This is a genomic window from Shewanella sp. SP1S1-7 (genome assembly GCF_031932105.1).
GTDB lineage: Bacteria > Pseudomonadota > Gammaproteobacteria > Enterobacterales > Shewanellaceae > Shewanella > Shewanella baltica.
In genome coordinates, this window is the sequence record NZ_JAUOEU010000001.1 from 314,461 (window position 1) to 341,005 (window position 26,545).

Annotated in this window: 26 protein-coding genes; 19 read left to right on the forward strand and 7 right to left on the reverse strand. The window is 45.9% G+C overall.

Annotated features, from left to right (window positions below; all coding sequences use genetic code 11):
• Window positions 1-117: 117 nt before the first annotated feature.
• Both Q4Q49_RS01340 and Q4Q49_RS01345 read right to left on the reverse strand, forming a co-directional pair.
• Window positions 118-1,173 (reverse strand): LacI family DNA-binding transcriptional regulator, encoded by a 1,056-nt coding sequence (locus tag Q4Q49_RS01340; RefSeq protein WP_311998435.1) that lies wholly within the window; start codon window positions 1,171-1,173, stop codon window positions 118-120.
• Window positions 1,174-1,277: 104 nt separating this feature from the next.
• A complete protein-coding gene (locus Q4Q49_RS01345; protein ID WP_106650630.1) occupies window positions 1,278-2,006 on the reverse strand; it encodes a DUF3334 family protein in 729 nt (242 codons plus the stop codon).
• A gap of 357 nt (window positions 2,007-2,363) precedes the next feature.
• Here Q4Q49_RS01345 and Q4Q49_RS01350 point away from each other — a divergent pair, with 357 nt between their 5' ends.
• The 5 genes from Q4Q49_RS01350 (at window position 2,364) to crr (ending at window position 7,375) form a co-directional block, all read left to right on the forward strand.
• The gene (locus Q4Q49_RS01350; RefSeq protein WP_311998436.1) at window positions 2,364-4,001 is read left to right on the forward strand and encodes a methyl-accepting chemotaxis protein; all 1,638 of its coding nucleotides are present in this window, start codon (window positions 2,364-2,366) and stop codon (window positions 3,999-4,001) included.
• A gap of 202 nt (window positions 4,002-4,203) precedes the next feature.
• On the forward strand, window positions 4,204-4,599 hold the full coding sequence (locus Q4Q49_RS01355) for an ACT domain-containing protein (RefSeq protein ID WP_106650632.1): 396 nt from the start codon (window positions 4,204-4,206) through the stop codon (window positions 4,597-4,599).
• Window positions 4,600-4,627: 28 nt separating this feature from the next.
• Window positions 4,628-4,885, forward strand: coding sequence for an HPr family phosphocarrier protein (locus Q4Q49_RS01360; RefSeq protein ID WP_028760055.1), 258 nt, complete (start codon window positions 4,628-4,630; stop codon window positions 4,883-4,885).
• 205 nt (window positions 4,886-5,090) lie between these two features.
• A complete protein-coding gene (ptsP, locus tag Q4Q49_RS01365; RefSeq protein ID WP_311998437.1) occupies window positions 5,091-6,794 on the forward strand; it encodes a phosphoenolpyruvate--protein phosphotransferase in 1,704 nt (567 codons plus the stop codon).
• Window positions 6,795-6,865: 71 nt separating this feature from the next.
• Entirely contained in the window at window positions 6,866-7,375 is a 510-nt protein-coding gene (gene crr, locus Q4Q49_RS01370) for a PTS glucose transporter subunit IIA (RefSeq protein WP_311998438.1), read from the forward strand.
• A 222-nt stretch (window positions 7,376-7,597) separates the two neighbouring features.
• Here the strand turns inward: crr and Q4Q49_RS01375 are convergent, their stop codons facing one another.
• On the reverse strand, window positions 7,598-9,004 hold the full coding sequence (locus Q4Q49_RS01375; protein WP_311998439.1) for an MFS transporter: 1,407 nt from the start codon (window positions 9,002-9,004) through the stop codon (window positions 7,598-7,600).
• 271 nt (window positions 9,005-9,275) lie between these two features.
• Between Q4Q49_RS01375 and Q4Q49_RS01380 the strand changes: the two genes are divergently transcribed.
• From Q4Q49_RS01380 to Q4Q49_RS01430, 11 genes are all read left to right on the forward strand, one after another.
• On the forward strand, window positions 9,276-9,620 hold the full coding sequence (locus Q4Q49_RS01380) for an ArsC family reductase (RefSeq protein ID WP_310795535.1): 345 nt from the start codon (window positions 9,276-9,278) through the stop codon (window positions 9,618-9,620).
• A complete protein-coding gene (dapE, locus tag Q4Q49_RS01385; protein WP_259579051.1) occupies window positions 9,620-10,759 on the forward strand; it encodes a succinyl-diaminopimelate desuccinylase in 1,140 nt (379 codons plus the stop codon). Before Q4Q49_RS01380 ends, dapE begins: the two co-directional genes overlap by 1 nt.
• Window positions 10,753-11,466: a M15 family metallopeptidase gene (locus tag Q4Q49_RS01390; RefSeq protein ID WP_311998440.1), complete on the forward strand. Its 714-nt coding sequence runs from the start codon at window positions 10,753-10,755 to the stop codon at window positions 11,464-11,466. The genes dapE and Q4Q49_RS01390 overlap by 7 nt, the downstream gene beginning before the upstream one ends.
• A gap of 111 nt (window positions 11,467-11,577) precedes the next feature.
• Complete coding sequence (locus Q4Q49_RS01395) at window positions 11,578-12,408, forward strand: alpha/beta fold hydrolase (RefSeq protein ID WP_259586518.1); 831 nt, start codon at window positions 11,578-11,580, stop codon at window positions 12,406-12,408.
• 332 nt (window positions 12,409-12,740) lie between these two features.
• Window positions 12,741-13,919, forward strand: coding sequence for a porin (locus tag Q4Q49_RS01400; protein WP_311998441.1), 1,179 nt, complete (start codon window positions 12,741-12,743; stop codon window positions 13,917-13,919).
• 10 nt (window positions 13,920-13,929) lie between these two features.
• Complete coding sequence (locus tag Q4Q49_RS01405; RefSeq protein WP_311899266.1) at window positions 13,930-14,367, forward strand: phosphate ABC transporter substrate-binding protein; 438 nt, start codon at window positions 13,930-13,932, stop codon at window positions 14,365-14,367.
• A 298-nt stretch (window positions 14,368-14,665) separates the two neighbouring features.
• Window positions 14,666-15,283 carry a carbonate dehydratase gene (gene can / locus Q4Q49_RS01410; protein WP_028760064.1) on the forward strand — a complete coding sequence of 206 codons (618 nt, stop codon included), beginning with the start codon at window positions 14,666-14,668 and terminating at the stop codon, window positions 15,281-15,283.
• A gap of 194 nt (window positions 15,284-15,477) precedes the next feature.
• The gene (kdnA, locus tag Q4Q49_RS01415; protein WP_311998442.1) at window positions 15,478-16,668 is read left to right on the forward strand and encodes an 8-amino-3,8-dideoxy-alpha-D-manno-octulosonate transaminase KdnA; all 1,191 of its coding nucleotides are present in this window, start codon (window positions 15,478-15,480) and stop codon (window positions 16,666-16,668) included.
• Between the two features lie 20 nt (window positions 16,669-16,688).
• Complete coding sequence (gene kdnB / locus Q4Q49_RS01420) at window positions 16,689-17,759, forward strand: 3-deoxy-alpha-D-manno-octulosonate 8-oxidase KdnB (RefSeq protein WP_006086829.1); 1,071 nt, start codon at window positions 16,689-16,691, stop codon at window positions 17,757-17,759.
• Window positions 17,760-17,856: 97 nt separating this feature from the next.
• On the forward strand, window positions 17,857-18,594 hold the full coding sequence (gene kdsB / locus Q4Q49_RS01425; RefSeq protein WP_006081834.1) for an 8-amino-3,8-dideoxy-manno-octulosonate cytidylyltransferase KdsB: 738 nt from the start codon (window positions 17,857-17,859) through the stop codon (window positions 18,592-18,594).
• Between the two features lie 47 nt (window positions 18,595-18,641).
• Window positions 18,642-18,872, forward strand: coding sequence for a DUF2897 family protein (locus Q4Q49_RS01430; RefSeq protein WP_106650647.1), 231 nt, complete (start codon window positions 18,642-18,644; stop codon window positions 18,870-18,872).
• Between the two features lie 173 nt (window positions 18,873-19,045).
• Here the strand turns inward: Q4Q49_RS01430 and Q4Q49_RS01435 are convergent, their stop codons facing one another.
• Entirely contained in the window at window positions 19,046-19,513 is a 468-nt protein-coding gene (locus tag Q4Q49_RS01435; protein WP_311998443.1) for a hypothetical protein, read from the reverse strand.
• 336 nt (window positions 19,514-19,849) lie between these two features.
• On the reverse strand, window positions 19,850-20,854 hold the full coding sequence (locus tag Q4Q49_RS01440) for a rhodanese-related sulfurtransferase (RefSeq protein WP_311998444.1): 1,005 nt from the start codon (window positions 20,852-20,854) through the stop codon (window positions 19,850-19,852).
• A 375-nt stretch (window positions 20,855-21,229) separates the two neighbouring features.
• Here Q4Q49_RS01440 and Q4Q49_RS01445 point away from each other — a divergent pair, with 375 nt between their 5' ends.
• Both Q4Q49_RS01445 and Q4Q49_RS01450 read left to right on the forward strand, forming a co-directional pair.
• A complete protein-coding gene (locus Q4Q49_RS01445; RefSeq protein WP_311998445.1) occupies window positions 21,230-21,886 on the forward strand; it encodes a glutathione S-transferase in 657 nt (218 codons plus the stop codon).
• Between the two features lie 196 nt (window positions 21,887-22,082).
• Window positions 22,083-22,280 (forward strand): hypothetical protein, encoded by a 198-nt coding sequence (locus tag Q4Q49_RS01450; protein ID WP_126493490.1) that lies wholly within the window; start codon window positions 22,083-22,085, stop codon window positions 22,278-22,280.
• Between the two features lie 225 nt (window positions 22,281-22,505).
• Here the strand turns inward: Q4Q49_RS01450 and Q4Q49_RS01455 are convergent, their stop codons facing one another.
• Together Q4Q49_RS01455 and Q4Q49_RS01460 are read right to left on the reverse strand one after the other, a co-directional pair.
• Window positions 22,506-24,263: a SulP family inorganic anion transporter gene (locus Q4Q49_RS01455; RefSeq protein WP_259504032.1), complete on the reverse strand. Its 1,758-nt coding sequence runs from the start codon at window positions 24,261-24,263 to the stop codon at window positions 22,506-22,508.
• Window positions 24,264-24,447: 184 nt separating this feature from the next.
• The gene (locus Q4Q49_RS01460) at window positions 24,448-25,074 is read right to left on the reverse strand and encodes a LysE family translocator (protein WP_311998446.1); all 627 of its coding nucleotides are present in this window, start codon (window positions 25,072-25,074) and stop codon (window positions 24,448-24,450) included.
• A gap of 92 nt (window positions 25,075-25,166) precedes the next feature.
• Between Q4Q49_RS01460 and Q4Q49_RS01465 the strand changes: the two genes are divergently transcribed.
• Window positions 25,167-26,525, forward strand: a complete 1,359-nt coding sequence (locus Q4Q49_RS01465; RefSeq protein WP_311998447.1) for a PLP-dependent aminotransferase family protein — start codon at window positions 25,167-25,169, stop codon at window positions 26,523-26,525.
• Window positions 26,526-26,545: the final 20 nt, after the last annotated feature.

A 26,545-nucleotide genomic window follows, 5' to 3' on the forward strand; every position in this document is an offset into this window, starting at 1 on the left:
AAATAACGCCACTAAATGATAGTAAAAAGCCGATATATCCTAGGATTATCGGCTTTGTTCCATCAGCTTAGTTTCAACAGGTAAAATTAACGATTCAATCGGTTGCCGACAAAAATATTATGCTAGCGATAACGGCTTAAGCGGCGCGCTATCAATGCCGCAGGAGCTGCGAACCACTAAGGTTGTCGGAATAAGCTGCGCACTCACCTCTTGTCCGCGGATAAGTTTGAGTACACTGTCGACTAAGATTTCTCCGGCTAATTGGGTATTCTGTTTAATGGTCGTTAATGGCGGATTGGCAAAACTCGCCACCGGAATATCGTCATATCCCACAACGGCCACTTGCTCTGGAACTGAAATACCCTTTTCCTTCAGCGCCCGAATCGCGCCAATGGCGATCAAATCGCTGGCGGCAAATATCGCATCAAACTTAGCACCTTGTGAAATCAACACCATAGCGGCATCGTAGCCAGAACTTTCTGTGCTAATGGCCGACACTTGCTTAGTGCGATCAACGGGAATATTCGCCGTTTGCAGCGCCTTTACATGGCCTAAATATCTGTCCCTAAACTCAGGACTGTGGCTCGAAGCATCGCCCAAAAAGGCAAACGCTTTGCGGCCCAGAGAAATTAAATGCTCTGTCGCAATCAAGCCGCCTTGATGATTATCACAGCCAATCGATAGCACAGACTTGTTGTTATGCTCGGCGCCCCAAATCACAAAATGGGTATTCTGCGCTAATAGTCGTTCTAGCTTTTGCTCGTAATCCATATAGTCGCCGTAACCGAGCAGAATAATGCCATCGGCTTTATTACTGTCTTCATAATCGGCGTGCCAATCGTTGGATAATTGCTGAAAAGAAACGAGTAAATCATAACCCTGCTGCGCTGTTGCTCGAGTGATGGAGCCCAGCATAGACAGGAAAAAAGGATTGATTAACGAGTCATCATTAGTAGGGTCTTCACACAATAGCAGCGCTAAGGTATGGCTATTTTGGGTGCGAAGATTACTGGCGTTTTTATCGACCTTGTAATTCAGCTCTTTAGCAATAGCTTGAATGCGTTGTCGGGTCTCTAAATTGACTAACGGACTGTTTCTAAGGGCACGGGAAACCGTAGACTGGGATACGCCAGCACGATAAGCAATATCAATCGAGGTCGCTTTCGATGCCATAGAGAGGAGGTAACCTTAGTGATTATTTTGCGTCGATACTAAAACAGTTACGCTAACTTGTATAGACGAATGCGTTAACATCCGTCTTACACTGGGGTTTCTGCTTAAATGCCAAGCTGATCGAGCAAATCATCGGCTTCATTATCAATGGCGCGAGTCGCAATAGCAGGTTTATCGGCCATCTTCACCCAAGGCGAAACATTCGAATTTGAGTCGTTGTTTCCCCCAATCGTACTGTGCTGCTCTAACAGGCTATCGGGGTCGAACTCTTCATCGTAAACAAATTCATCTAAACGGATAAATTCGGTTTTATCCATGGCAAATTCGAGGTAGAAAATATGATTGTTTTCAGTTCTAAACGACACTCTACGGGCCACAGCATCATCTAAGTTAGCATCGATTGAAATAGTTAACTCTTTATTAATCGTCAACATTTTTGGTTGACTTTGGCTGATTGACGTTTGTAATTCTTTTGAAATTTTATTAATAAAATCCCCTAAGATTTGGTTCATCAACTCACCCATCACGTTACCCACTTCATCTGACGTGTGCGAAAACGCTAATTCAGATTCAGGCATCCCCATGTTCAGCATGTAGCGACGGTAGATTTCAATCGCCGCTGATGCAGAAAAGTTGATCACCACTAGGCCTGAAAAACCACCATCAAAAATCGAGAAACAACCGAGATCAGGTTTAAGACGAGTACGCGCAATACTTTGTACCATACCCGCATGGGTAACATTGCTGGCACTGGTGCTAGAAAGGACGTGGGCGACTGAGTGGCATAACTTCAGTAAAATATCATCCGACGTTACGATAGTATTTGTGGTCATAATCGATTCTCAAACTGAATAATGAATTAATCTTGCGCGTAAAAGCGTAAAAAATCAAAATTAAAACAATTGATTAGCCTAATATAGCAAGATGACAAAATTAACATAATGCTAACTTATTGATATTTAATAGATCAGATAAAACCTTCAACATGAAACGACTTATAAAACGGTCTAACTTAATAAGAACATGCCCCATAATGCAACAGATTAAAATTCCCTATCATGATTCCCTGCTTTAGATCAAAGAAACTCATATTTTATAACGGCTTTTGCTGAATTTATGTCACAGACGATTCAATTGAGATTGATTCGCAGGTATATTAAGCAACAATTATTAGCCTTTGAGAAACCTAAATGATCACGTTTTTGCGCCGATTTACCATATTGCAACGCTTAATGATGATGCTTCTTATGGCCGCGATAGGGACTGTGTGTTTTGCCAGTTTTTCGATTAAAGAACAGTACAGCAATTTAATTGAGCAGAAATGGCTACAAATAGACGGTCAACTCGCCAGCATGTTGAGCGTGATAGATGTACATCGTCAGGATGCGCTCAAAGGTAAATATAGCGAAGAAGACGCCAAGAAAGCTGCCGCGGAGTTAATCAATCAGACTCGCTATTCTGGCTCAGGCTATTTCATTGTTATTGATGATAATAATCAAATCCTCGCCCACGGTGACAATGCAAGTCTTATTGGCACCTCAGCATTAACGTTTAAATTACCTAATGGTACAAATCCCTTAGCCACTATGCTGCCTTTAGCGCGGGCTAAATCGAAAACGACCCTCGAATACCCTATCGCCGATCCTATGACACGTGCCATCGAAGATAAGCTCGCAGAAGCCCGTTACTACCCACAATGGGGCTGGACAGTGATGACAGGTGCTTATCTCAGCGATGTTAAAGCGAGTTTAAAATCAGTTATTATCGATTACCTGATTATCATGTTTTTGATTTCAGTGCCGATTTTTGCCTTCTTCCTTGTGCTTAATCATTCCATCACCTCGCCATTGAATGATGCTATTGATGCCCTTGAAGATATTGCCCAAGGCGAAGGCGACTTAAGTCAGCGGATTAATGCCCAAGGTAAAGATGAAATTGCCCACCTTGCCCGCGCCTTTAATATGTTTGCACAAAAAATTGGCGACATGGTCGGCCATTTACAGCCCTTAGGCCAAGCGTTAGACACAGACGCAAAACAGCTCATGATTGCAGTTGAAGAGTCCAATCAAAGTGCTGAGCATATCCACAGAGAAACGGGCAGCGTTGCCACCGCAGTCAATCAAATGCTGTCGACCACCCATGAAATGGCGAGCAACACCCAGCAAGCGGCCGATGCGGCAAATAGCGTAAAAGAACAAGCGCAGCAAAGCCAAGTGGTGATTGATAACACGGTCAGCAATACTGAAAAGCTGGTAGCTGAATTAAAAGCCTCTGAAGTGATTACCCAAAAACTAGGCGTCGCCTCACAGCAGATCGGTAGCATTCTCGATGTGATCCGCAGCATTGCCGAGCAGACCAACTTGCTCGCCCTTAATGCCGCCATTGAAGCTGCGCGAGCTGGGACCCACGGCCGCGGTTTTGCCGTGGTTGCCGATGAAGTTCGCGCCCTTGCTACTCGCACCCAAGACTCGACCAATGAGATCCAAAAAATCATTAGCGAGATCCAATCCGGCGTTGGCTCAGTAATGAAGAGCAACAATCAAACTCAACTGCAATCCGATGAGTTGCAAGCCCAAGCCCACGAAGCGGGTAAAGCCATGGCGGCGATTCTGCAATTGATTGCCCATATCAGTGATATGAATACCCAACTAGCGAGCGCCACCGAAGAGCAATCACTGGTGACCGAAGAAATTAATCGAAATATTTGTAATATTTCAGAATTAACCGAAGTCTCAGTCAAAGCTAACGAAAGTAATAGCCATGCAGCTCAGTCACTGCAAGACATTAGCCAAGACATGTCCCGCACCTTAGGCCAGTTTAAAATCTAACTAGAATCTGGCTGTATAACTTACCAACAGGGGGGCGCATAGGGCGCCCTTTTCTTTGCTCACATTTCCAGTAACCCGAGTTACGACTATCTCAGCAACGATGAATACTAATGAAAAAGTCCCATTAACCTCAAATTCTCTGTCACGCTAACGTTTGATATGCGGTATGCTTTAGCCTTAAAAATCCAACCGAGACACTGCCATGCGAATGACCTTAGCCGTTCACCCTGAACAGTACACTATTCATAGCTTTAGCCCGAATGCCGTATTGCCCAGTGAGGTTTTTGTACAGGACATGTATTTCATTGGAAAAACCCAAGAAGGTTTATCTTTAGTTATTTCCAGTGAAGTGAAACTTGACAGCCTAGAACAAGAACCGGGCTGGTGTTGTTTTGAAGTGCTTGGGCCACTCGGATTCTCGATGACAGGCATTTTATCTAAAGTATCAGGCACCTTAGCGGACGAACAAATCAGTATTTTTGCAATTTCCACCTTTGATACTGACTACATTTTAGTGAAAAAGAATCGCCTCAACAGTGCCATCGCTGCCTTGAAAAAACAGGGCTACCACATCATAGAATCGAAAGACGAAGTGTAATACCCCTCTAAATATGAGCTCATCCACTATGTACGAAAAAACAGTCACCATTACCGCTAAACATGGCATCCACACTCGTCCTGCAGCTTTACTGGTTAAAGAAGCCAAAACCTTTGATTGCGATGTCATGGTTGAATGCAATGGCAAACAAGCGAGTGCTAAAAGTCTGTTTAAGCTACAAACTTTAGGGCTATATTCTGGCGTTACGGTAAGAGTGTTTGCCGAAGGTGAACAGGCACAAGCCGCAGTTGAGAAAGTATCCGAACTGCTGATCACGCTAAGCTAGCTAGGCCTTTGTCCTATTTACCAGTGTATTGATTAGCGCACCAATATCTAAGACTGCATATATAACTTACCGACGAGGGATAAGTCGAAACGGGTTCTGTACGTGCCAATAGTTTACACGCCAACGCTTTACAAACTCAACGCCACTCAACTAGACTCGCTAGCGCTAACAAGCATTCAGTTCAGTGGTTAATTTAGGAAGGGATATGTCAATAACGGGGATTATAGTGTCATCGGGAATTGCCTTTGGTCAGGCTCTTCACCTTATTCACACCGAACACCACCTCGATTATCGCCCTATTCCCCTGTCGAAAATTCCCCAACAACAGGGCAAGTTTGCCAAAGCCTTACAAGAGTTGCAGGCACAACTGACCCACAGCCTAGCCACACTCGATAGCGACTCCGAAAATTATCAGTTGATCGAAGCCGATTTATTATTATTGGAAGACGATGAGTTAATCGAGCAAGTAAATGATGCGATTCGTACCTTACAACTGTCGGCAAGTGTGGCGGTTGAGCGCATATTTGCCCATCAAGCCAACGAGCTACAATCCCTAGATGATCCCTATTTAGCCAATCGAGCCCAAGATGTACGCTGTTTAGGCCAACGCGTTGTCGCGGCGATCAACGGCCATTTAGGCCAAGGACTCGACAAACTCGACAGACCCACTATCTTGTTGGCGCAGGATTTAACCCCCGCTGAATTTGCCTTGCTGCCAAGGGAAAACCTCTGCGGTATTGTGCTCAAAACTGGCGGTTTAACCAGTCATACTGCGATTTTAGCCCGAGCAGCCGGTATTCCTGCCATCTTAAGTTGCCAGTTTGATGCCGATTCTATCCCCAATGGCACGCCCTTAGTACTCGATGCGCTCAATGGTGAGCTTTGCGTTAATCCCAATCCTGATCAACAGGCAAGACTTACCGTCACCTTTCACCACGAACAGGCAAGACGGGCAGCGCTGCAAACCTATAAGGATGGCCCAGCGCAAACCCAAGATGGCCACATCGTAGGGCTTATGGCCAACGTGGGTAATCTCAACGACATCACCCATGTCAGTGATGTTGGCGCCGATGGTATAGGTTTGTTTCGCACCGAATTTATGTTGATGGACGTCAGTACCCTGCCCGATGAAAAAGCCCAATACAGCTTATATTGCGATGCCTTACATGCACTAGGCGGTAAAACCTTTACCATCCGCACCTTAGATATCGGTGCCGACAAAGAACTGCCCTGCCTGTGCCAAGAAATAGAAGACAATCCCGCCTTAGGGCTGCGCGGCATTCGCTATACCTTGGCACACCCAGACTTATTTAAAACCCAATTAAGGGCCATTCTGCGCGCTGCAAACCATGGTCCAATCCGCTTGATGTTCCCTATGGTCAATCAAGTCGAAGAATTGGATGAAGTGTTTGCACTCATTGCCCAGTGCCAAGATGCCTTGGAAGAAGAAGAGAAAGGCTACGGTGAACTCAGCTACGGTATCGTTGTCGAAACCCCCGCAGCAGTATTCAACCTCAATGCTATGCTGCCACGACTCGACTTTGTTAGCATTGGCACCAATGATTTAACCCAATATGCAATGGCCGCCGATAGAACAAACCCACAGCTTACCCGTGACTATCCGTCCCTTTCGCCGGCCATTTTAGCGTTAATTAACATGACAATAGTCCAAGCAAAAGCGGCCAATGTAAAAGTGTCGCTGTGCGGCGAACTGGCCAGTTCACCACAAATTGCACCGCTGTTAATCGGCATGGGGCTGGACGAACTCAGTGTTAACCTAAGTTCACTGTTAGAAGTTAAGGCCGCCATTTGCCAAGGTAACATCCAACAATTTTCGGCGCTGGCGCACACTGCATTACAACAAGATAGAATTGCAGGTCTACAGCAGTGTATAACAAGCTATAAATAGAGACATTTATTCGTTATGCTGCATTACAGAACAAAAACAATGACAAAAACAAGCAAAAGAGGCTCTAGATTATGGGATTTTTAAGCCGAATTAGGCGCTTGGTATCGGGTCAGACTCAGTTAGCTGGCGGTATCATGGTATATGCCCCCGTTTCCGGCGATATTGTCGCCATTGAAAAAGTCCCCGATGTGGTTTTTGCTGAAAAGATTGTCGGTGATGGCATCGCCATCGCCCCTAAAGGCGAATTAATTCTTGCGCCAATCGACGGCACCATAGGTAAAATTTTTGAGACAAATCATGCGTTCAGCATTGAGTCTCCCCAAGGATTAGAATTATTTGTTCACTTTGGCGTCGGCACAGTCGAACTGAGAGGCAAAGGTTTTAAACGTTTAGCCCAAGAAGGCCAAGAAGTGAAAGTTGGCGATCCAATTTTGTCATTCGACATTGATTATCTTAAAGATCAAGTCGACAGCCTACTCACCCCAGTCGTTTTGGCAAACATGGAAGACGTCAAATACCTAGACAAGGCCCAGGGCAGTGTTACCGCAGGTAAAAATGTGATTTTTACAGTGCAGATCTAATTTAAAATATTGCATCGTCTATCGGTTGTTTGTTGAATAATAAAAGGCTGACTCACCATCATGAGCCAGCCTTTTGTGCTTTTGAAAACCGAGCCTAAAACGGTATTTGCATTCGCCAAGCTGTAGCAGTCTCGATACACAGCACTTAGGAGAATCTATTTCGGCCGTTCTCACGCTAAGCATCACGTTACTTGTAAATAACGGCTACATGACTCTAGTAAACTAATCTACTTTGAACATAGCAAAATCAGGTCGCGGCAATTTATCTAAAATACTGTACAGATAAATCACCAATACCGAGAGTGCCGCGCCCGTCAAAAACAGCCACTGACCGCCAAAATGATCCAATATAATACCGCCGCCAAGGGGCGCGAGCGCAAAGCCTAAGTCATAGAATGAGGCGGCGCCAAAGTAAGCACCCCGAAGATGATCAGGGGCTAAGCGGTCGATATGCACATTCATAGTGGGGAACAAAATCGTCTCGGCGACGCTCATCACCACAATTGCGCCTATCCAGCCCCAAAAAAGATCCAGCGGATTAAATGCCAGCCAGATCTGTGAGCAGATCAGTAACAGCAATCCGATTTGAATCCGTTTGACGAGCGGAAAACGGGCCATGAGTTTCAATAGCAAAAATTGAGTGGAGATAATCACCATAGCATTAGTGAAAATCATGCCAGAGATTAACGTCAGTAAATCAGGCGCGCCAGCGCGAGTGAGATATTGGATCAACGAACTGTCCATTTGAGCGTAAATGAACATACATAAAATATTGGCGACAATTAAACATTGCAGCAGTTTATCTTGCAATAGAATGGCGACAATTTGCTTACGGCTCACGACAGCCGCTTTTTTCGTGCTCGTCTCAGTATCACTCGATAAGCCATTCACGCCACGATTAACACCGTCACTTGTTATGCCATTTACACAGCCATTTACACAGTCACATGCACACTCACTTGCACCATCACTTTCAGTGCCACTCGTAGCGTCACTTAAATTGTCATTCGATGAGGCGCCAGCCGCCAAAGCCGCATCCTGACGGTTTTGATGGTTAAATCCCCAGTACAACATAATTAACAGCACGGCAAAGGCCACTGCAGTAAGGTAAAAACTGGACTGCTTGCCCGTAAGACCAAGCCATACCCCCAGCATAGGGCCAACGGCGCAGCCTACGTTGACGATGAAATACAGTGACTGCATCGCCAATTCGCGTGTTTTAGGATCGGCAATAATGTCGCCAATAGCCGCCGATGTCAGCGGTCGCCACAGTGAAGTGGCCATAGAGCACAATGTCATCACAACCACATACCCTTCGACAGAATTGGCTTCAGCCAATAATGAAAACGAAATGATATAGAGGATACCCGTCAGGTACATCAGCTTATGACGACCAATCCTGTCGGATAATGAGCTACCAACAAAACTGGTAAATACCGAAATAATCGCGGCGCTGGACAAGACCATGCCGACCTCTGTGGCACTTAGCGCAAATTTCTCATATAAAATAACAGCTAAAAATGGCCATACCATGTAATAACTGCCACGGGTGATAAACGACCCAAACAAAAATATCCACATCAAGCGCGGAAATTGCTTAAATCGCTGCAAAGAAACATCGCTGTGCATTTTAATCCTTTAAAAGTCGCGCTAGAGTCAACGCCAGATATCAAACTGATTTTAATGAAAAAACAATATATACAAGGCACTTAAGTTAAACAAGTGTTAAAAAGTCAAGCCAAAGCAAGGCAATAGCGATTATTATCCCTAGAAAATTAGCGTTTTGTTACTCACCAGATATCGGCAACACATCCCACTTGTGACATGCGGCGCACAATGCCACAATGCCAGCAAAATCAATGCTTGCCAGCCAAGCGTCCATCCACACTGGAGCATCATTTTGACCCTCTACGGTATTAAGAATTGCGATACAGTGCGTAAAGCACGCAAATGGATTGAAAATCATCAACTTCCAGTTCACTTCCATGATTTTAGAGATGACGGCCTACGTCAAGAAGACCTCGAATTCTGGTGTAAAGCCTCAGGCTGGGAAACCGTATTCAATAAGCGTAGCACGAGCTTTCGTGCCCTCAGTGACGCAAATAAAACCGATATCGATCAAGCCAAAGCCATTCAACTTATGCTGGCGCAACCGACACTGATCAAACGCCCCGTCTTGGTCGTCGGTGAACACGTGCTGATTGGCTTTGATGAAGCCGGCTATAAAAGAGTATTTTCACTATGATGCCAGCCGATGATTATCCCGTAACGGAACTAACAAAAGCGCTGATCGCCCGCCCTTCGGTGACGCCACTTGATGAAGGCTGCCAAACCTTAATGGCTGAAAGACTCAGCGCCATCGGCTTTAATATCGAACCTATGGTTTTTGAAGACACCACCAATATGTGGGCTCGCCGTGGTAATGAAGGTCCGGTCTTTTGTTTTGCCGGCCACACAGATGTTGTGCCAACGGGTGATGTGAGCCGCTGGCACACGCCGCCTTTTGTGCCCACCATTATCGATGGCTACTTATATGGCCGCGGCGCGGCGGACATGAAAGGTTCATTGGCGGCTATGGTCATTGCCGCCGAACGTTTTGTGGCTAAACATCCCGATCATAATGGCTCAATCGCCTTTTTGATCACCAGCGATGAAGAAGGCCCCTTCATCAACGGCACGACGCGAGTCATTGATACCTTAGAAGCGCGCAACGAGAAGATCACCTGGGCGTTAGTCGGCGAACCCTCATCAACCCTAAAGCTGGGCGATGTGGTCAAAAATGGTCGCCGCGGCAGTTTAACCGGCAACTTAACCGTGAAAGGCATTCAAGGCCACGTGGCCTATCCACATCTTGCCGATAATCCAATCCACAAAGCCGCGCCTTTCTTAGCAGAGCTGAGTCAGATGCACTGGGATAATGGCAATGAGTTCTTTCCGCCCACCAGCTTCCAAATCGCCAATATTAATGGCGGCACCGGCGCATCGAATGTGATCCCCGGCGCACTGGACGTGATGTTTAACTTCCGTTACTCCACCGAAGTGACCGCCGAAATATTGATTGAACGGGTTGAAGCCTTATTGAAAGCTCACGAGCTAGACTACGATATCAGCTGGATTTTCAATGGTCTGCCATTTTTAACCGGCGATGGTCCACTGCTTGATGCGACCCGTATTGCTATTCGCCAAGTCACAGGCTATGAGACAGATCCACAAACCACAGGCGGCACATCGGACGGACGCTTTATCGCGCCAACGGGTGCCAAAGTGTTAGAGCTTGGCCCAGTGAACGCCACCATTCATAAAGTGAATGAATGCGTTAAAGTGGATGACCTTGAGCAGCTAGCCCTGTGTTATGAAGTGATTTTGGAACAATTACTGTGTTAGCACATCTTAAGATCCGTCCCGAAACCGCAAAGCTTTACGGCTTAAACTCCCCTGAATTGGTGGAATATTTAAGTCCGTATCACCTTGGGTATCATAGCTTTTGGCTCGAAGCGAACACCGCCATCGCCTTTAATGCGATGGCGGAAAAAGCCAAAGATGCGGGCATAGCACTCGCCATCTGCTCTGCCCACCGCCCTTTTGAGCGACAACTGGCGATTTGGAATGCCAAGGCCAGCGGTAAACGCGCGGTATTGGATGCCAACGAGCAAGCGGTAAGTATTAAGGGATTGAGTGACGATGCCATCGTCGACTTGATTTTGCTCTGGTCGGCGCTGCCCGGCGCTTCACGTCACCACTGGGGCACAGATCTCGATGTGTTCGATGCGAATCAAATTGATGTCAAAGCCCTGCGCCTTGTTGAAGCTGAATATGTCCAAGCTGGCCCCTGCGCCAAACTGCATGCTTGGCTAGTGGAGAATGCCCATGATTTTGGCTTTTATTTCCCGTTTCAACAGGGACAAAGCGCGGTCAGTCCTGAGCCTTGGCACATCAGCTATTTCCCTATTGCGCAATTATTGTTGCCGCAATTCGATCGTGCCGAACTGGTAATCCTTTTAGAAAACAGTGATATGTTGCTCAAAGATGCGGTACTCGCACGATTAGACTATCTAGTGGATGAATACGTATTGCGTATCGCTCAGCCTTAGCTGTGGAATAATAGCCGCAGATTTTTGTAAAGGTTAAGCCCAGCGCTCTATCGCCAAAATGGGCGCCAAAATACGGCTTAACATAATGATATATTTAATTAAGTAGGTTTTATGGATTTTTCTGCACACCGTCAGCAGCTCATTATTGCCGATCGTAAATTAAGTTACCTTGATGTCGGTACAGGCCCTGTATTGTTGTTTGGTCACAGTTATTTGTGGGATAGCGCCATGTGGGCGCCTCAAATTGCCGCATTAAGCGCCCATTACCGCTGTATCGTGCCAGAACTGTGGGGTCATGGTCAGTCAGATTTACTGCCCGATAATGGTAAAACCCTGCTCGATATTGCCGATCACATGTTGGCCTTAATGGATGATCTCGACATCACTGACTTTAATGTTATCGGACTTTCAGTAGGTGCAATGTGGGGGGCCGAACTGGTACTCAAGGCGCCAGCAAGGGTGAAAACCTTAGTCATGATCGACAGTTTTATCGGTTTTGAACCCGAAGTGACCCGCGCGAAATATGATGGCATGCTGGATATGATTACCGCCGCTAAGGCGATTCCTGCGCCGCTTATCAGTGCGATTTCACCTTTGTTCTTCGCAAACAATGCCGCGCATAACACACCTGAACTGGTCGCTGGCTTTGAACACTCCCTTACCACAATCTCTGCAGAAAAAATCCCCACAATAGTGAAACTTGGACGAATGATTTTTGGTCGCCGCGATACCATGGAATGTGCGGAGCAGTTGACACTCCCCTGCCTCATCATGGCGGGCGTTGAGGATAAAGCACGCAGTGTGCTAGAAAGCTACCTAATGAGCGATGCCATCGATGGCAGTCAACTGGTGCACATTCCTGCGGCGGGACATATCTCGACCCTTGAACAAGCCGAATTTATCAATCAACACTTAGCCGATTTTCTCGCTAAACATCACTAATCTGTCACTAAATACCGTCACTAAATACCGTCGCTAAATAAATCTTCAAGGTGTGGGCATGTGCATCTTGAAGATGGCTATTCAGCTTAACCCATACCCTCAATACCAAATCCACATTTAGCCTCTGCTTAACCCATGAATATATTAGGCTTTACTTGATTTAGCACCACAGGTTAACTCGCCTAGTTTCCTAAGAATCCCCCGTTAAATCAGCATTAACAAGTATAAATCATCATTTTGTCGTCAGCGCCTCAAAAAATGTTGCATAAAGGTGAAATCTACCATTTATCAACTACCTTTATTACTGTATTCCCTCAACAAGGTATTCTGCCATGAGAAAAAGTACAGTTGCCCTCTGCGTGCTCAGCACACTTTATATGCCGTCTCTTTATGCCGATGTTCAAATAAATGGATTCGCCTCTATTGTCGCGGGTTCGAGTCTCAGTGACGATAAAAGCTATTATGACTATGACAAAGAGCTCAACTTTAATAACGATTCAAAAGTTGCCTTACAATTTACCGCCGATCTGGGCAGTGGCTTAAGAGCTACGGCGCAAGTGCTATCCCGAGGCAATAACGATTACAGTGCCGAATTTGAATGGGCTTATATCTCCTATGACATCAGCGACAAACTGATGCTCATGGCGGGCCGCCAGCGCTTTAACCTGTATAAATACTCTGATTATATTGACGTAGGCTATGCCTATCATTGGATCACCCCGCCCCGCGGCGTTTATTCGTTGCCGTTTAATTCAGGCGAAGGTGTCGGTTTAGTGTATTCCGATTTATGGGGCGATACCGAAGTCGGTTTGACCTATAAGTATATTACGACTTCTGTTTCTGACTATGCGCCTATAGGTTCATCAACACCTCCCGCGCCCTTCTCTGCCGAGGGCCACATAATGAACTTTAACTTTGTGACCTCAGGGTTTGAGTACGGCTTGAATATCGGCATAGTGACCGATTTCTCCTACGAGTTACCTGCTCTGCTGGGCCTAGGCGATGCGATTGCCCAAACTGGGTTATTTAGTCAGCAAGTGGTCGATGATCTTTTACCCATTAACGACAGCGCGTTACTCATAGGCGCTAACGTTAAATATGATGCGGGTAAATGGTTTATCTTGGCTGAATACACCCGAATTGACGTCGACCCTAGCAGTTTTAACATCCAAGATTCAGCCTTTGTTTCCGGCGGGATCCGCTATAAAGATTTCACTTTTCACTTAACCTACGGTATTGATAAAAACGATCCACAATACGATGCCTATGACGGCATGTTACCGCTATACAATAGTCTGCCACCAGCAAACCAAGCTGCGTTAGCGCCTCTGGTTTTCGGTACAAAAGCAGCGCTTGAAGCACAGCAAGAAGACAGCGCCTACTACATCATAGGAACACGCTGGGATTTCCATCCCTCGGCCGCACTAAAACTGGAGTACACCAACTACAGCAATGACAAACCGTCCTCCGATGAACAGTTGCTGAGTATGGCAATAGACTTAGTTTTTTAAGGAGTTAAACATGAAACTATTAATAAGATCTCGGTTGATGATGAAAACCTTAGTTGCTAGTGCACTTTTACTTGGCAGTGCCTATGTGCAAGCCGAAGTTGCCGTCGTGGTACATCCTTCAAATACATCCGAAATTAGTGCTGCGGATATTTCACGTATCTATTTAGGTAAACTCAAGTCTTTCCCCAATGGAGGGACTGTGGTTGCGCTCGATCAGCCCGAAGGCTCACCCGCTCGTGATGCCTTCGTGAAGCAAATCCTCAATAAAACTGAGAGTCAGCTCAAAGCCTATTGGTCAAAACTGGTCTTTTCAGGCCAAGGTCAACCACCCAAAGTCGTCGACTCGAGCGCTGAAATGCTCTCATTGATTGCCGCCAATCCGAATATGATCGGGTTTGTTGACGTCAGCGAGGTGAACGATAGCGTAAAAGTGATCAGTAAGTTCTAACCCATAACACATCATCCTTGTCCGCCTTAATTTTTAGCGGACAAGGCGTTCACTCAGCTTTAGTGCAATATCACCCCCAAACACGCTAACAAATGGCGCTTAGATCCACAGAGGGAACCAATTCATTTGCAGAACTATTAATAAAAAATAATCTCGATTCCTCAATATCCCGATTCAAACCTTAATTGGATAGACCAGCAGATCCAATTTTGCTGGTATACTCTTGCTAAAAATGTGCTGCTTGCATGAATTAGAGCATGAGAAGACATTTTATATGTCAATAAAACAATAGGTTAAAATGAAACTACTCAAACCTTTATTCGACAACAACCGCCGCTGGGCCGGACGTATACGCCAAGAGAACCCTGATTTTTTCGAGCAATTAGCGAAACAGCAACATCCTGAATACCTGTGGATTGGCTGCTCGGATAGTCGCGTACCGTCTAACCAAATCATCGATCTTATGCCGGGTGAAGTCTTTGTTCACCGTAATATCGCCAACATGGTTATCCATACCGATCTTAACTGCTTATCTGTGCTGCAATACGCCGTAGATGTACTCAAGGTGAAGCATATTATGGTAGTGGGTCACTACGGCTGTGGTGGTGTGCGCGCGGCAATGGGTCAGCAACGTTTGGGATTAATCGATAACTGGCTCGGGCATTTACGTGATATCTACCGTATTTATCAGGAAGAATTACAACAGATGGATGAAGCTAAACGTTTTGATCGCCTGTGCGAACTCAACGTGATTGAACAGGTTGCTAATGTGACCAGTTCAACCATAGTGCAAGAAGCCTGGGATCGCGGCCAAGAAGTCGCAGTACACGGCTGGATTTACGGCATTGATAACGGTTTACTGACAGATTTAGATGTCACTGTCGATCGTGAACACGGCTTAGCCAATCCACGCTAACGGCCTGAATGTAGGCTTTTAACCCTTAGCTAAGTGTCATCTATGCTCAGATAAAACCTGCACCTGTGCAGGTTTTTCTTTTTCCATGGCAATTTTCAGCAATAAAACATCGCAAGGGTCTATTACCCCAGTTATAATCCGCCAGTTAATTGCAGCGCGACCTATGCGCGACATATTCTAAGGAGATACCTTCCATGCCCGGTTTTGAATTATTTGGTCCTGAAGAGAAGCAGGAAGTCGCTGACGTTATGGAAAACGGTTTTACCTTCCGTTACAACTTCGACCATATGCGTAATGATCGCTGGAAGACTCGCGATATGGAGCAACTGCTCTGCGAGAAAATGAACGTGAAGCATGCTCACCTTTTATCAAGCGGTACCGCTGCACTGCAAACGGCCATGATGGCTGCGGGCATTGGCGCTGGCGACGAAGTTATCGTGCCACCTTTTACCTTTGTTGCCTCAGTTGAAGCGATTTTTATGGCAGGCGCGATTCCTATCTTTGCCGAAATCGACGAGACACTGTGTTTATCTCCAGAAGGTATTGAAGCCGCGATTACCCCACGTACTAAAGCGATTAACTTAGTGCACATGTGTGGTTCTATGGCGAAGATGGACGAGATCAAAGCCGTTTGTGCAAAACATAACATCAAGATTTTAGAAGATGCTTGCCAAGCCATTGGTGGCAGCTACAAGGGTCAAGCCCTCGGAACTATCGGTGATGTGGGTTGTTACTCATTCGATTCTGTCAAAACCATCACCTGTGGTGAAGGTGGCGCTGTGATCACTAACAACACTGAAATCTACAACAACGCGCACATGTTCTCTGATCACGGCCATGACCACATAGGTAAGGACCGCGGCGCTGAGTCACACCCTATCATTGGCTTGAACTTCCGTATTTCGGAAATGAACGCCGCCTTAGGTTTAGCGCAATTACGTAAACTCGATACCATTATCGATATCCAACGTAAAAACAAAAAGACCATTAAAGATGCGATGGCCGCAGCTATCCCAGAAGTAACCTTCCGCCTGATCCCCGATCCAGAAGGCGATTCAGCGGGCTTCTTAACCTTTATGTTGCCAACCGAAGCGCGTACTATTGAAATCAGCAAAAAACTTGCTGAAAACGGCGTCGATGGCTGCTTCTACTGGTATGTAAACAACTGGCATTATTTGAAAAACTGGAAACACATTCAGGAGCTTAAGGCATCTGCTGCGTTGCCAATCACATTAATCGCCGACAGACCTGACTATACTCAAGTTTCTGTGCCTAAATCCGATGCCATTATGAGCCGCAGCATTTCTATGCTCATCAAGTTGTCTTGGACCGATGCTCAGATCGCTGAGCGTATCGAAAACATCAAGAAAGCATTTGCCCAATAATTCTACGGGAGTTTGTTGCAATGAGTTTTAAGAATTTTAAAGTAGTTGAAAAAATGATCTTCGGCCGTGGCTCATTCGTCCAATTGGATGAAGTGTTAGCTGCTGAACGTAAAACCGCCGACGACTTCGTGGTATTTTTAGTCGATGACGTGCATCAAGGCAAAGCCCTTGAAGGCCGTATCCCAGCTAAAGCACAAGATATGGTGATTTGGGTTAACGTTGATGAAGAGCCAAGCACCATTCAAATCGACACGTTAACTGAGCAAGTTCAAGCTTTTAATAGCAAACTGCCTGTCAGCGTAGTGGGTTTAGGTGGCGGTTCAACCATGGACGTGGCTAAAGCGGTATCGCTGATGCTGACGAACCCAGGTGGCTCTGCCATGTACCAAGGTTGGGACTTGATCAAGAACCCAGCGGTACACCACATTGGTATCCCAACGATTTCTGGTACTGGTGCAGAAGCGTCACGCACCGCCGTGTTATGTGGTCCAGTGCGTAAGCTAGGTCTGAACTCAGATTACACAGTATTCGATCAAATCATCATGGATTCTGAGTTAATCGAAGGCGTTGAAACGGACCAATGGTTCTACACAGGTATGGATTGCTATATCCACTGTGTTGAATCGTTACAAGGTACCTTCTTAAACGAGTTCTCTAAATCCTACGCTGAAAAAGCCATGGATTTATGTCGCCAAGTGTACTTAGACGACCATATAGATAAAGACGACAAGCTGATGATGGCGTCTTTCATGGGCGGCATGAGCATAGCTTATAGCCAAGTGGGTGCCTGTCATGCGGTATCTTACGGTCTGTCTTACATCCTGGGTTACCACCACGGTATTGGCAACTGTATCGCCTTTGATGTGTTAGAAGAATTCTATCCAGAAGGCGTTGAAGAGTTCCGTCTGATGATGAAGAAACATAACATCACACTGCCGAAGAACATCTGTAAAGATCTGCCAGACGAAACCATAGCAAAAATGGTTGCCGTGACTAAGAGTATGGGTCCACTATGGGCTAACGTTTACGGCGCAGGTTGGGAAGAGAAAGTCACAGATGAAATGTTGACTGCCCTGTTCCGTCGCATCTAAGCTCTAACACATGTTAAAAGGGCTCAATTGTGAGCCCTTTTGTCTATATGCATTGTATATCTACACTGTATATCTTTGATAAAAGTAGGATAATTTGATGAATGTGACTCTGTTAATCCCGGCTCGTTACGGTTCAAGCCGCTTCCCGGGCAAACCCTTAGCCCCGATTAACGGCAAGCCAATGATCCAACACGTGTATGAACGCGCGTCGTTAGCCAAAGGCCTCACCAATATTTATGTCGCTACCGATGATGACCGCATTAAAGCGGCCGTTGAAGGTTTTGGCGGCAAAGTGGTCATGACCAGCCCAGAAGCGGCATCGGGTACAGATCGTATCAATGATGCGATAAACCAACTGGGACTGAAAGATGACGACTTAGTGATCAATCTACAGGGCGATCAACCTCTAATTGACCCAACCTCCATCGAGCAAGTCATCAGCCTCTTCGAGCGTCACCCAGGGGAGTTTGAAATGGCCACCTTAGGCTTTGAAATCGTCAATAAAGCCGAGCTTGACGATCCTATGCATGTGAAGATGGTGTTTGATAACAACAACTATGCCTTGTATTTCTCTCGTTCGCGTATTCCTTTTGGCCGCGACACCCAAGATTACCCCGTTTATAAGCACTTAGGTGTGTATGCTTATACCCGCAAATTCGTTCAGGCCTTCGCCGCCCTACCATTAGGTCGTCTAGAAGATCTGGAAAAACTCGAGCAATTGCGTGCTTTAGAATATGGTCATAAAATCAAAATCGCCATTAGCGCCTTTGATTCTATTGAAGTGGATACGCCAGAAGACATTCGTAAATGTGAGCAACGTTTAGCGGTTGATTAGTCACCCGAGAGTCTTGCGCGCGAGTCTATTCGAAACAGGAGCTGAGTATGTCGACCTTAGAAGTCTGGATCATTATTATTTTGATCGTCGGTGTTATCGCCAGCAATCTTGCCGCGTTGAAATACAGTGCTAAGTTCAAATTGCCACAATTCGGCCAACATAGTAAAGATAAGCAGATCAAGCCTTCGACAGCTGAGAATGACGCAGAAACGGCTTCAAATAAGCCCTGTACTACTGACTCAGAAGCCAATAAAGCTGATGAGCCACCTAAGCGCTAAACTCAATAGTGGCTTTTAAAGAGTGAGTCTGAAGATGACTCGTAAACACGCCTCTTAAAGACTGCGCTAAAAAGCTGAGCAATGATGTTAGCAAGCATAGAAAAGGCGCCATAAGCGCCTTTTTTACCTCTTATACCAATCATATTAATCACAAGCTCGTCCACGCATCAGCCTTAAGATTTTTTCGCTGACGTGCGACTCAATGGCTGCTCCTCAAGGTGCGCCACTAAAAAGACTAAGAAGCGAAACAGGGATTTAATCTTAAGATCATGATCTTTATTCGGCTCAGCCGCGACTAACTTCTGCAATGATTTAATTCTAGCGTAAGCATTCTCGACTAAAGCGTCGTTCTCTTTACCGACATACTTAGCAAACTCGGCAAATTCGCCAATAAACGTCAGGGTCACTTTACGGCGATTTAACGCAGTGAGTGCGGCGCCCTCTTTCAGTTTTGCCTCAAAAATACTGCATTCTAAACCGCTGGCGATCGCACTTTGCGATAAACCGCTGCTTAACGCATCGGCCAGAAAGCCCAAATTGGCTTTTAACTCAAAGGCAATCGCCTGCTTACTGGCGCTCGATTGCTGCCAGCGACTGCGTTCCTTATCGAAAATATCGTATAGCTCTTTCCAAATGCTCATGCGCTTTGCCTACCTTGCACTGAATCGCTCCCTGTCGTTTAATGGCACTCGACTTCATTTTTCAATACTAGTAATACTCGCGTTTTTTAATACTAGCGACTGAAAGTTATCATAAATTTAAGATTTTCGGCATAGCGCTATGATAAATAATGAGTTAAATAATGGGTTAATGCACATTCACACTAAAACTAAAATCGGCATAAAAAAATGGCCCGAACGAGTCGGGCCATAGTGCAACCATATTCAAATCGAGAGCAATGTATGAGCTGCCTGAGCGAGAAACGAACTCAGTGAGAACTCATGACTAACTCGCAGCTAATCCAATGAAATATAAAGTTAAAGCACTTGCGATTTTTTCGCATTATTTTTCTCGGCGGCGAGTCGACGCTGCGCTTCTTTTTTCTCGCGGCGCGCTTCAATCACTTGATTTACATCGCTGCCGATATGCGCTTCGTTACGGGCTTTTGCCAGATTCACTTGACGCTCACGCTCAACAAAACGTTTACGCTGCTCATCAGAAATTTTATCGATACAATGTGGGCAGCTGACACCTTGCACATAGGCAGGGCTCTGTTTTTCAGCTTCAGTGATTGGCATACGGCAAGCATTACATTGATCGTATTGGCCTTTCTTCAAGTCATGATTTACCGCAACGCGGTTATCAAATACAAAGCACTCGCCTTCCCACAAACTTTCTTCCGCTTTGACTTCTTCAAGGTATTTAAGAATACCGCCTTCAAGATGATACACCTCGTCGAAGCCTTGCTCTTTCAAATACGCGGTTGATTTTTCACAGCGAATACCACCGGTACAGAACATGGCGACCTTCTTATGTTTAGCAGGATCAAGATTTTGCTTCACATATTCCGGGAATTCTCTGAAGGTTTCAGTCACAGGATTAATGGCATTTTTGAAAGTGCCGATTTGCACTTCATAATCGTTACGGGTGTCGACTAAAATCACATCCGGATCAGAAATCAGCGCATTCCAATCTTGAGGCTTCACATAGGTGCCAACCACTTTAAGTGGATCAATACCTTCAACGCCCATAGTCACGATTTCGTTTTTCAGTTTGACTTTAGTGCGGTAGAACGGCATTTCATCGTCGAATGACAATTTGTGCACGATATTGTCTAGGCCGTTTTGGCTATTAAGCCAAACCAATAATGCTTCGATCGCTTCTTGGGTACCGGCAACTGTGCCATTAATTCCTTCGCTTGCGAGGAGCAGAGTGCCTTTGATCTCGGCCTGTTCCATCATAGCGAGCAATGGCGCTCGGATAGATTCAAAATGCGGTAAAGACACAAATTTATATAACGCACACACGACAACTTTAGCCATAACACCCTCTTTGCTGGCTGGAACTTAATTTCCAGTGCATAAACACATTAATCATCTGTAGACTGGCTACAGATCCCAAAATAGCGCGGAATTCTACCTGAGTCACAGCAAGATAAACACAGATAAAATACAGGGTCTTTAATTCTTTACGCACGGAGGTAAGAAAAATCATTTTCTGCTGGCAAATTAAGCAGAAATTTCAACATGAAAGCGTTACCATCTGCGCCCTTTGCACACTGCCTGATTGGCACGCGGCATTCGTACTGGCACACTCGCGTCGTCAATAAGCATGTACATGTAGAGGACACAAGCCGACATCTGCGTACATCGCACTAACTTGCGTCGCATTAGCGCCGCACAGTAGAGGAAATCCTAATGGCTCTAGCCGTCTTATACACTTTTCGCCGTTGCCCCTATGCCATGCGAGCGCGTTTGGGACTCTTACTCGCCCAATGCAATGTTGAAGTCCGCGAAATCACCCTTAAAGCTAAACCAGCGCAAATGCTGGCCGCTTCGCCCAAAGGGACAGTGCCGGTATTAGTGCTAGCCAATGGCGAAGTGATTGCCGAAAGTATTGAGATCATGCGCTGGGCACTAACGCAAGCTGATCCCTTAGATCTGCTATGTCAGCAAAGCCCTGTAATTGCAGATAAAATGGCGCAACTTATTGCGCAAAATGATCAGCAATTTAAGCCATGGCTCGACCGCTATAAATATGCTGACCGTTACCCTGAACAAACGCAAGCCGACTATTACCAGCAAGCGAGCCATTTCCTCACGCAACTTGAAGCATGCTTAGGGCAACACTCCTTTTTAGTCGCCGAGACACCTCGTCTTGCGGACTACGCCATCGTGCCTTTTATACGCCAATTTGCCGCAGTGGATCTTAAACGTGCACTGAGCGATGATTTTCCGCGACTCGCCGCTTGGCTAGAAAACCTCATTTCGAGTGAAATATTTATTCGTGCGATGGAAAAATATGTGATCTGGGACGCTAGCCATTCTCCAACTTGCTTGTTAGGAGACATGTAAGCCAATAAGATTTAAAGATTATTTTTATTTTATGTTATAGCCATCGGTAAAATATTCGAGTAAGGTATTTGACAGTTAGTGAGGTCGCTAATTTAGCTACAGATCACTAGGCAAGCTTCTCAAGATAAATGTAACCGCGCTTAATATCTTTCAAAGGCGTGAATGATAGAACACAAGGATAAGGCAGTTGGAACATATGGATATCAATATCATTATTATGCTTGGGGGCCTGATGCTACTGCATTTTCTTTTCGCCCTTCGAGCCTTCAAGAGTAAAGTGGATCTCAGCACCAACAAAAAATGGTTATGGTGCTTTCTGAGTCTGATCCTCGGCCCAATGGGATATTACGGTTATCACGGTTTTATTCCCCTCGATAGAATTCTCAAAGACTAAGCCGTCAAACACCATCACATTGGGCGATAAAACTTGCTACGGCATCATTGACCCGCCTAATTCAAAGACTCATTTCAATACGAGTCAAAGCACATAAATAAGCATTTAAATAAATACTTACAAGCACTTAAACAAGTACTGAAACACGCAAAAAAATAGCGCAAGCTTAGGCTGCGCTATTTTAATGATTCCTCTTTTACACAACCTTAAAATTTAAATCATTCGCTATAAATGGCTATGCAACAGCACAGCATCATCGGGGACTTTTTGGATTACAGGCGCTTGCCCTTCTGCCAAGGCTTGTTTATAGCTTTGATTCATTTTAAGGGCGAGATACAAATCTGGCCGGATCAGAATGCCGCCTTCCCCTGTCTGCATGCCCGCTTGCTCGAACCAACTCAGCATCTGTCGTTTACGTCCCGCAAGCACTAAGCGTACTCCACGCTTTTTAAGCAATTGATGTAAATCTGCCAGCATGGCCATCACGCTTAAATCTAAATGGGTAAAGCAAGGCACAGCATCAATAATGATGCAATCGACAGGCTCAGATTCCCGAATAAACTTTTCCAGTAAACGGCGCTTAAAATACGTCGCATTAAAGTAAGTTAACGGTGAATTAAAGCGATACATAAACACGCCAGGCACAGATTTGGCTTTACCCGAATCATCGACGCTACGGATAACGCCCTTATGATCTAAGCCAAGTACTTGATCCGTGGGGCGCATTACCGTAGCAAGGAACTGGAATAACCCCAGTAACACGGCCAAAGTGATCCCAGGAATCACCCCAATGAACAGCACGGAGAACAAGGTAATACACGCAAGCAAGAAAGCTGACTTATCGCGCACACGCAGATTCCACAGCGACTTAAGATCGATAAGCGAAATAGAGGCAATCACCAATACCACCCCTAATGCTGCGCTAGGGATGTACTTCAACGGCGCAGTAAAAAACAGCGCCACAACGCCAATCAATACCGCAGCAATGATGGACACTAACTGGCTCTTGCCGCCATTAGCATCGTTCACCGCAGTGCGGGAATCGGCGCCGCTCACCGCAAACCCTTGGGAGATGGCAGATGCGATATTGGCTAAACCTAATGCCCTGAATTCTTTATCTGCATCTATATCGTAACCATTTTTTGCAGCAAAACTTCGGGCCGTCAGCATCATGCTCACAAAGCTCACCATGGCTAAGTTGAGCGCTGGCACCACCAACTCACGGGCGATCCCCAAATCAAAAGCCGGTGCTTGGAATGAAGGTAAACCAGAGGTCACCTCTCCGACAACGCTAATGTCAAAGCTCGTCAGGTTAAATACCCAAACAAGGAGCGCTGCCATCGCCATCGCGCACATAGATGCGGGCCATTGTGGACGAAACCGTTTCACTAAGGCATAGGTCGCCAGCGTCACCATCCCCATAGTCAAGGTCGGCCAATGGGTTTTTGATAAATAAGAAGGGGCGCCGCTGAGGCGTTCGATTAAATAGCGCTCGTCAAAGGTAAAACCAAAAATCTTCGAAAATTGTCCGACGATAATGGTGATCGCGACCCCATTAAGCAATCCCATCAAAATCGGCTTTGACAGAAAGTCAGCGAGCACACCCAGCTTAAAACGGCTCGCGATCAAGCACCAAAAGCCTGTCATGGCTGTCATGGTCATGACTAACTGCCAATGCTTCATACTATCGCCCGCAGCAAGGGGCGTAACAACGGCGGCGATAACGGCGCAGGTCGCCGCATCTGGACCCACGATTAATTGCTTTGAGGTGCCAAATAGCGCGTATACCAGCATAGGCAAAACGCAGGAGTATAAACCCACAGCAGCATTGACGCCTGTGAGCTGGGCATAGGCAATAGCGACGGGTAATGCCACGGCGGCAACGGACAAGCCTGCGCGCACATCATCCCTAAGCCATTGCTTTTCATATTGTAATAATTGCGCCAATCCCGGCATAAACGAAATCAAACTAGGGAACTTCACTCGGCAACCTCCATTCACACCATCAAGATAAGCACTAATCAGTATAACCGAGACTGAAAATATTCAGCGAAAAGGTCATTACCTAAAAGCCAGCAATAGTATGTTGGTTATGGCATAAAGCCAATCATTACGCGAATATTTTCCTCAGAATATTTATGGAGTTAGGCGCTGAATAAACACTAAGTTAGCGCAATATCATCGGCAGAGATACTAAAAGTAAACTGCCCATAAACCAATTAAAATGACGCTTACGTCTATCCGTATTGAGTTTCTTACTGATCGCCGCACCGACAAACACCCAAGTAAATGACGCAGGAAAACCCACTAAGTTAAAGGTTAATACCCCAAGAAAGGCACTGAGCCAAAAACCATCGCCGCCTAATGTGAATGCGCTGCACAGGGTAATTGTCGACATCCAAGACTTAGGGTTAATCCATTGGAATAAGGCGGCCTCTATCAGGGTCATAGGTTTTCGGCCGTCATCAAGATGCGTGCTCTGCACTGGGGACGTCACTAATTTGTACGCAAGATACAGTAAATATGCCAAAGCGAAATATTTCAATACTTGGTGCAATACCGGTAATGCTTCAAACAAGGTTCCGAGCCCGAATAACACCGCAAGGTGTAAAGAGGTCGAACCCAAGCGGATCCCTGCAATGTGCGGCACGGTACGCAGCACACCAAAATGCGCACCGGAACTGGCCAATAGCACATTGTTTGGTCCGGGCGTCATAGACATAGTGGCGCAAAACAGCGCAGTCGAGGCCATCAAAGTCCATAATTGTGGATCGTAGAGTAATGCAGTATTCATATTCACCTTAAATTGTATGCATACATTTATTGACATAAACAGATGCAATAAATAATATACGGAGAATATTAGAGATCAATGGATTTATTGTCATGGGTACAATCTGGACGCCAGACCTAACTGCTTTTTCAGGCCCGAAATATCAGCGCTTAGTCAGTGCGATAGAACAAGGCATTTTGCAGAAAGTGTTAACCCAAGGCAGTAAACTGCCCCCGCAGCGCCGTTTAGCCGATGCCTTAGGCATCACTATTGGCACTGTAACCCGCGCCTATGCATTGGCGGAACAAAGGGGTTACGTTGAAGCACGCGTCGGTGATGGCACCTATGTCAACGCCTCCCCAGTACCAGAGATAGGTAACGTACAATTGAATATGGCGACCTGCCAGCAGCCACTCACAGATCAAATTAGCACCCTCAGTGATTGCCTCAGCCAATTAGCAAAAGACCCGACAAAGCTCAGCCAGTTACTGGGTTATCGCGCCAGTCCATTAGATCAACACCAACAAGTGTTTCACCAATGGCTTAACCAACGCGGCATACAACAAACGCCTGAGCAACTGATCTTTACCCATGGCGGCCAGCAAGCGATTTTTGCCTGTTTGAGTGCATTTTTATCGACGGGTGATGTGCTGCTGCACGAGCAATACAGTTATCCAGGCGTGAGAATTTGCGCTAAGCAACTCGGCGTGACCAGCATTGGTGTGCCCCTCACCCATGAAGGTGTGGATCTCGCCCGCTTTGAGGCGTTAGTGCAAATCCATCATCCCAAGTTAGTCTATCTAACCCTGAATAATCAAAACCCTACCTGTATTCAATACAGTGAGTCGCAGCGGCAAAAACTCCTCGAATTGGCCGAGCAGTATCAGTTTTATATCATTGAAGATGATGTGAATTATTGTTTACCCGAAGAGTGGCATTCGCCCCTGTGGCAATTAGCAAAACAGCTGGCTATCCCACGGGTGATTTATATTTCTAGTCTGTCCAAATTGTTTTCTGGCGGCCTAAGGCAAGGTTTTATTCTGGTGCCTGAACCACTTATCGCCCAAGTGCGACTCGCGATTCATAGCCAATGCTGGATGGTATCGCCGCTGAACATTGAAATAGCCTGTCAGTTGATTAAGAAAGGCCAAATCACTGCCGATCGCGATACCATAGTTCGCCAACGGCAACGTCTCTGTATCGCCATGGGCGAACGACTGGGATTAACCCAAACTTGGCGAGGACTGAACGGTTGGCTGCAACTGCCAGAAGATATCAAAGCCCATCACCTCGTCACTGCACTGGCCGCTAAAGGCATTTTGATCCGTAATGGAGATGACTTTAATTGCCATGACAATTTTATTCGCTTGAGCCTTGGCGGCGCCGAAAACGACAGTCAATTTCAACATGCGATTGAGTGTATCGAGGCGACGATTCACTCCCTGGTACAAAATGCCTATTCAGTGGTGTAATTGCGCTTAAAAACCTCCGA

Coding starts and splice junctions, on each gene's coding strand:
- kdnA (WP_311998442.1), top strand. CDS start 15,478: ATGCCCGGTTTTGAATTATTTGGTCCTGAAGAGAAGCAGGAAGTCGCT.
- kdnB (WP_006086829.1), top strand. CDS start 16,689: ATGAGTTTTAAGAATTTTAAAGTAGTTGAAAAAATGATCTTCGGCCGT.
- Q4Q49_RS01450 (WP_126493490.1), top strand. CDS start 22,083: ATGGATATCAATATCATTATTATGCTTGGGGGCCTGATGCTACTGCAT.
- Q4Q49_RS01440 (WP_311998444.1), bottom strand. CDS start 20,854: ATGGCTAAAGTTGTCGTGTGTGCGTTATATAAATTTGTGTCTTTACCG.
- Q4Q49_RS01460 (WP_311998446.1), bottom strand. CDS start 25,074: ATGAATACTGCATTACTCTACGATCCACAATTATGGACTTTGATGGCC.
- can (WP_028760064.1), top strand. CDS start 14,666: ATGAAACTACTCAAACCTTTATTCGACAACAACCGCCGCTGGGCCGGA.
- Q4Q49_RS01430 (WP_106650647.1), top strand. CDS start 18,642: ATGTCGACCTTAGAAGTCTGGATCATTATTATTTTGATCGTCGGTGTT.
- Q4Q49_RS01445 (WP_311998445.1), top strand. CDS start 21,230: ATGGCTCTAGCCGTCTTATACACTTTTCGCCGTTGCCCCTATGCCATG.
- Q4Q49_RS01400 (WP_311998441.1), top strand. CDS start 12,741: ATGAGAAAAAGTACAGTTGCCCTCTGCGTGCTCAGCACACTTTATATG.
- dapE (WP_259579051.1), top strand. CDS start 9,620: ATGCCAGCCGATGATTATCCCGTAACGGAACTAACAAAAGCGCTGATC.
- Q4Q49_RS01405 (WP_311899266.1), top strand. CDS start 13,930: ATGAAACTATTAATAAGATCTCGGTTGATGATGAAAACCTTAGTTGCT.
- Q4Q49_RS01350 (WP_311998436.1), top strand. CDS start 2,364: ATGATCACGTTTTTGCGCCGATTTACCATATTGCAACGCTTAATGATG.
- Q4Q49_RS01360 (WP_028760055.1), top strand. CDS start 4,628: ATGTACGAAAAAACAGTCACCATTACCGCTAAACATGGCATCCACACT.
- Q4Q49_RS01355 (WP_106650632.1), top strand. CDS start 4,204: ATGCGAATGACCTTAGCCGTTCACCCTGAACAGTACACTATTCATAGC.
- crr (WP_311998438.1), top strand. CDS start 6,866: ATGGGATTTTTAAGCCGAATTAGGCGCTTGGTATCGGGTCAGACTCAG.
- kdsB (WP_006081834.1), top strand. CDS start 17,857: ATGAATGTGACTCTGTTAATCCCGGCTCGTTACGGTTCAAGCCGCTTC.
- ptsP (WP_311998437.1), top strand. CDS start 5,091: ATGTCAATAACGGGGATTATAGTGTCATCGGGAATTGCCTTTGGTCAG.
- Q4Q49_RS01345 (WP_106650630.1), bottom strand. CDS start 2,006: ATGACCACAAATACTATCGTAACGTCGGATGATATTTTACTGAAGTTA.
- Q4Q49_RS01340 (WP_311998435.1), bottom strand. CDS start 1,173: ATGGCATCGAAAGCGACCTCGATTGATATTGCTTATCGTGCTGGCGTA.
- Q4Q49_RS01465 (WP_311998447.1), top strand. CDS start 25,167: ATGGGTACAATCTGGACGCCAGACCTAACTGCTTTTTCAGGCCCGAAA.
- Q4Q49_RS01435 (WP_311998443.1), bottom strand. CDS start 19,513: ATGAGCATTTGGAAAGAGCTATACGATATTTTCGATAAGGAACGCAGT.
- Q4Q49_RS01395 (WP_259586518.1), top strand. CDS start 11,578: ATGGATTTTTCTGCACACCGTCAGCAGCTCATTATTGCCGATCGTAAA.
- Q4Q49_RS01375 (WP_311998439.1), bottom strand. CDS start 9,004: ATGCACAGCGATGTTTCTTTGCAGCGATTTAAGCAATTTCCGCGCTTG.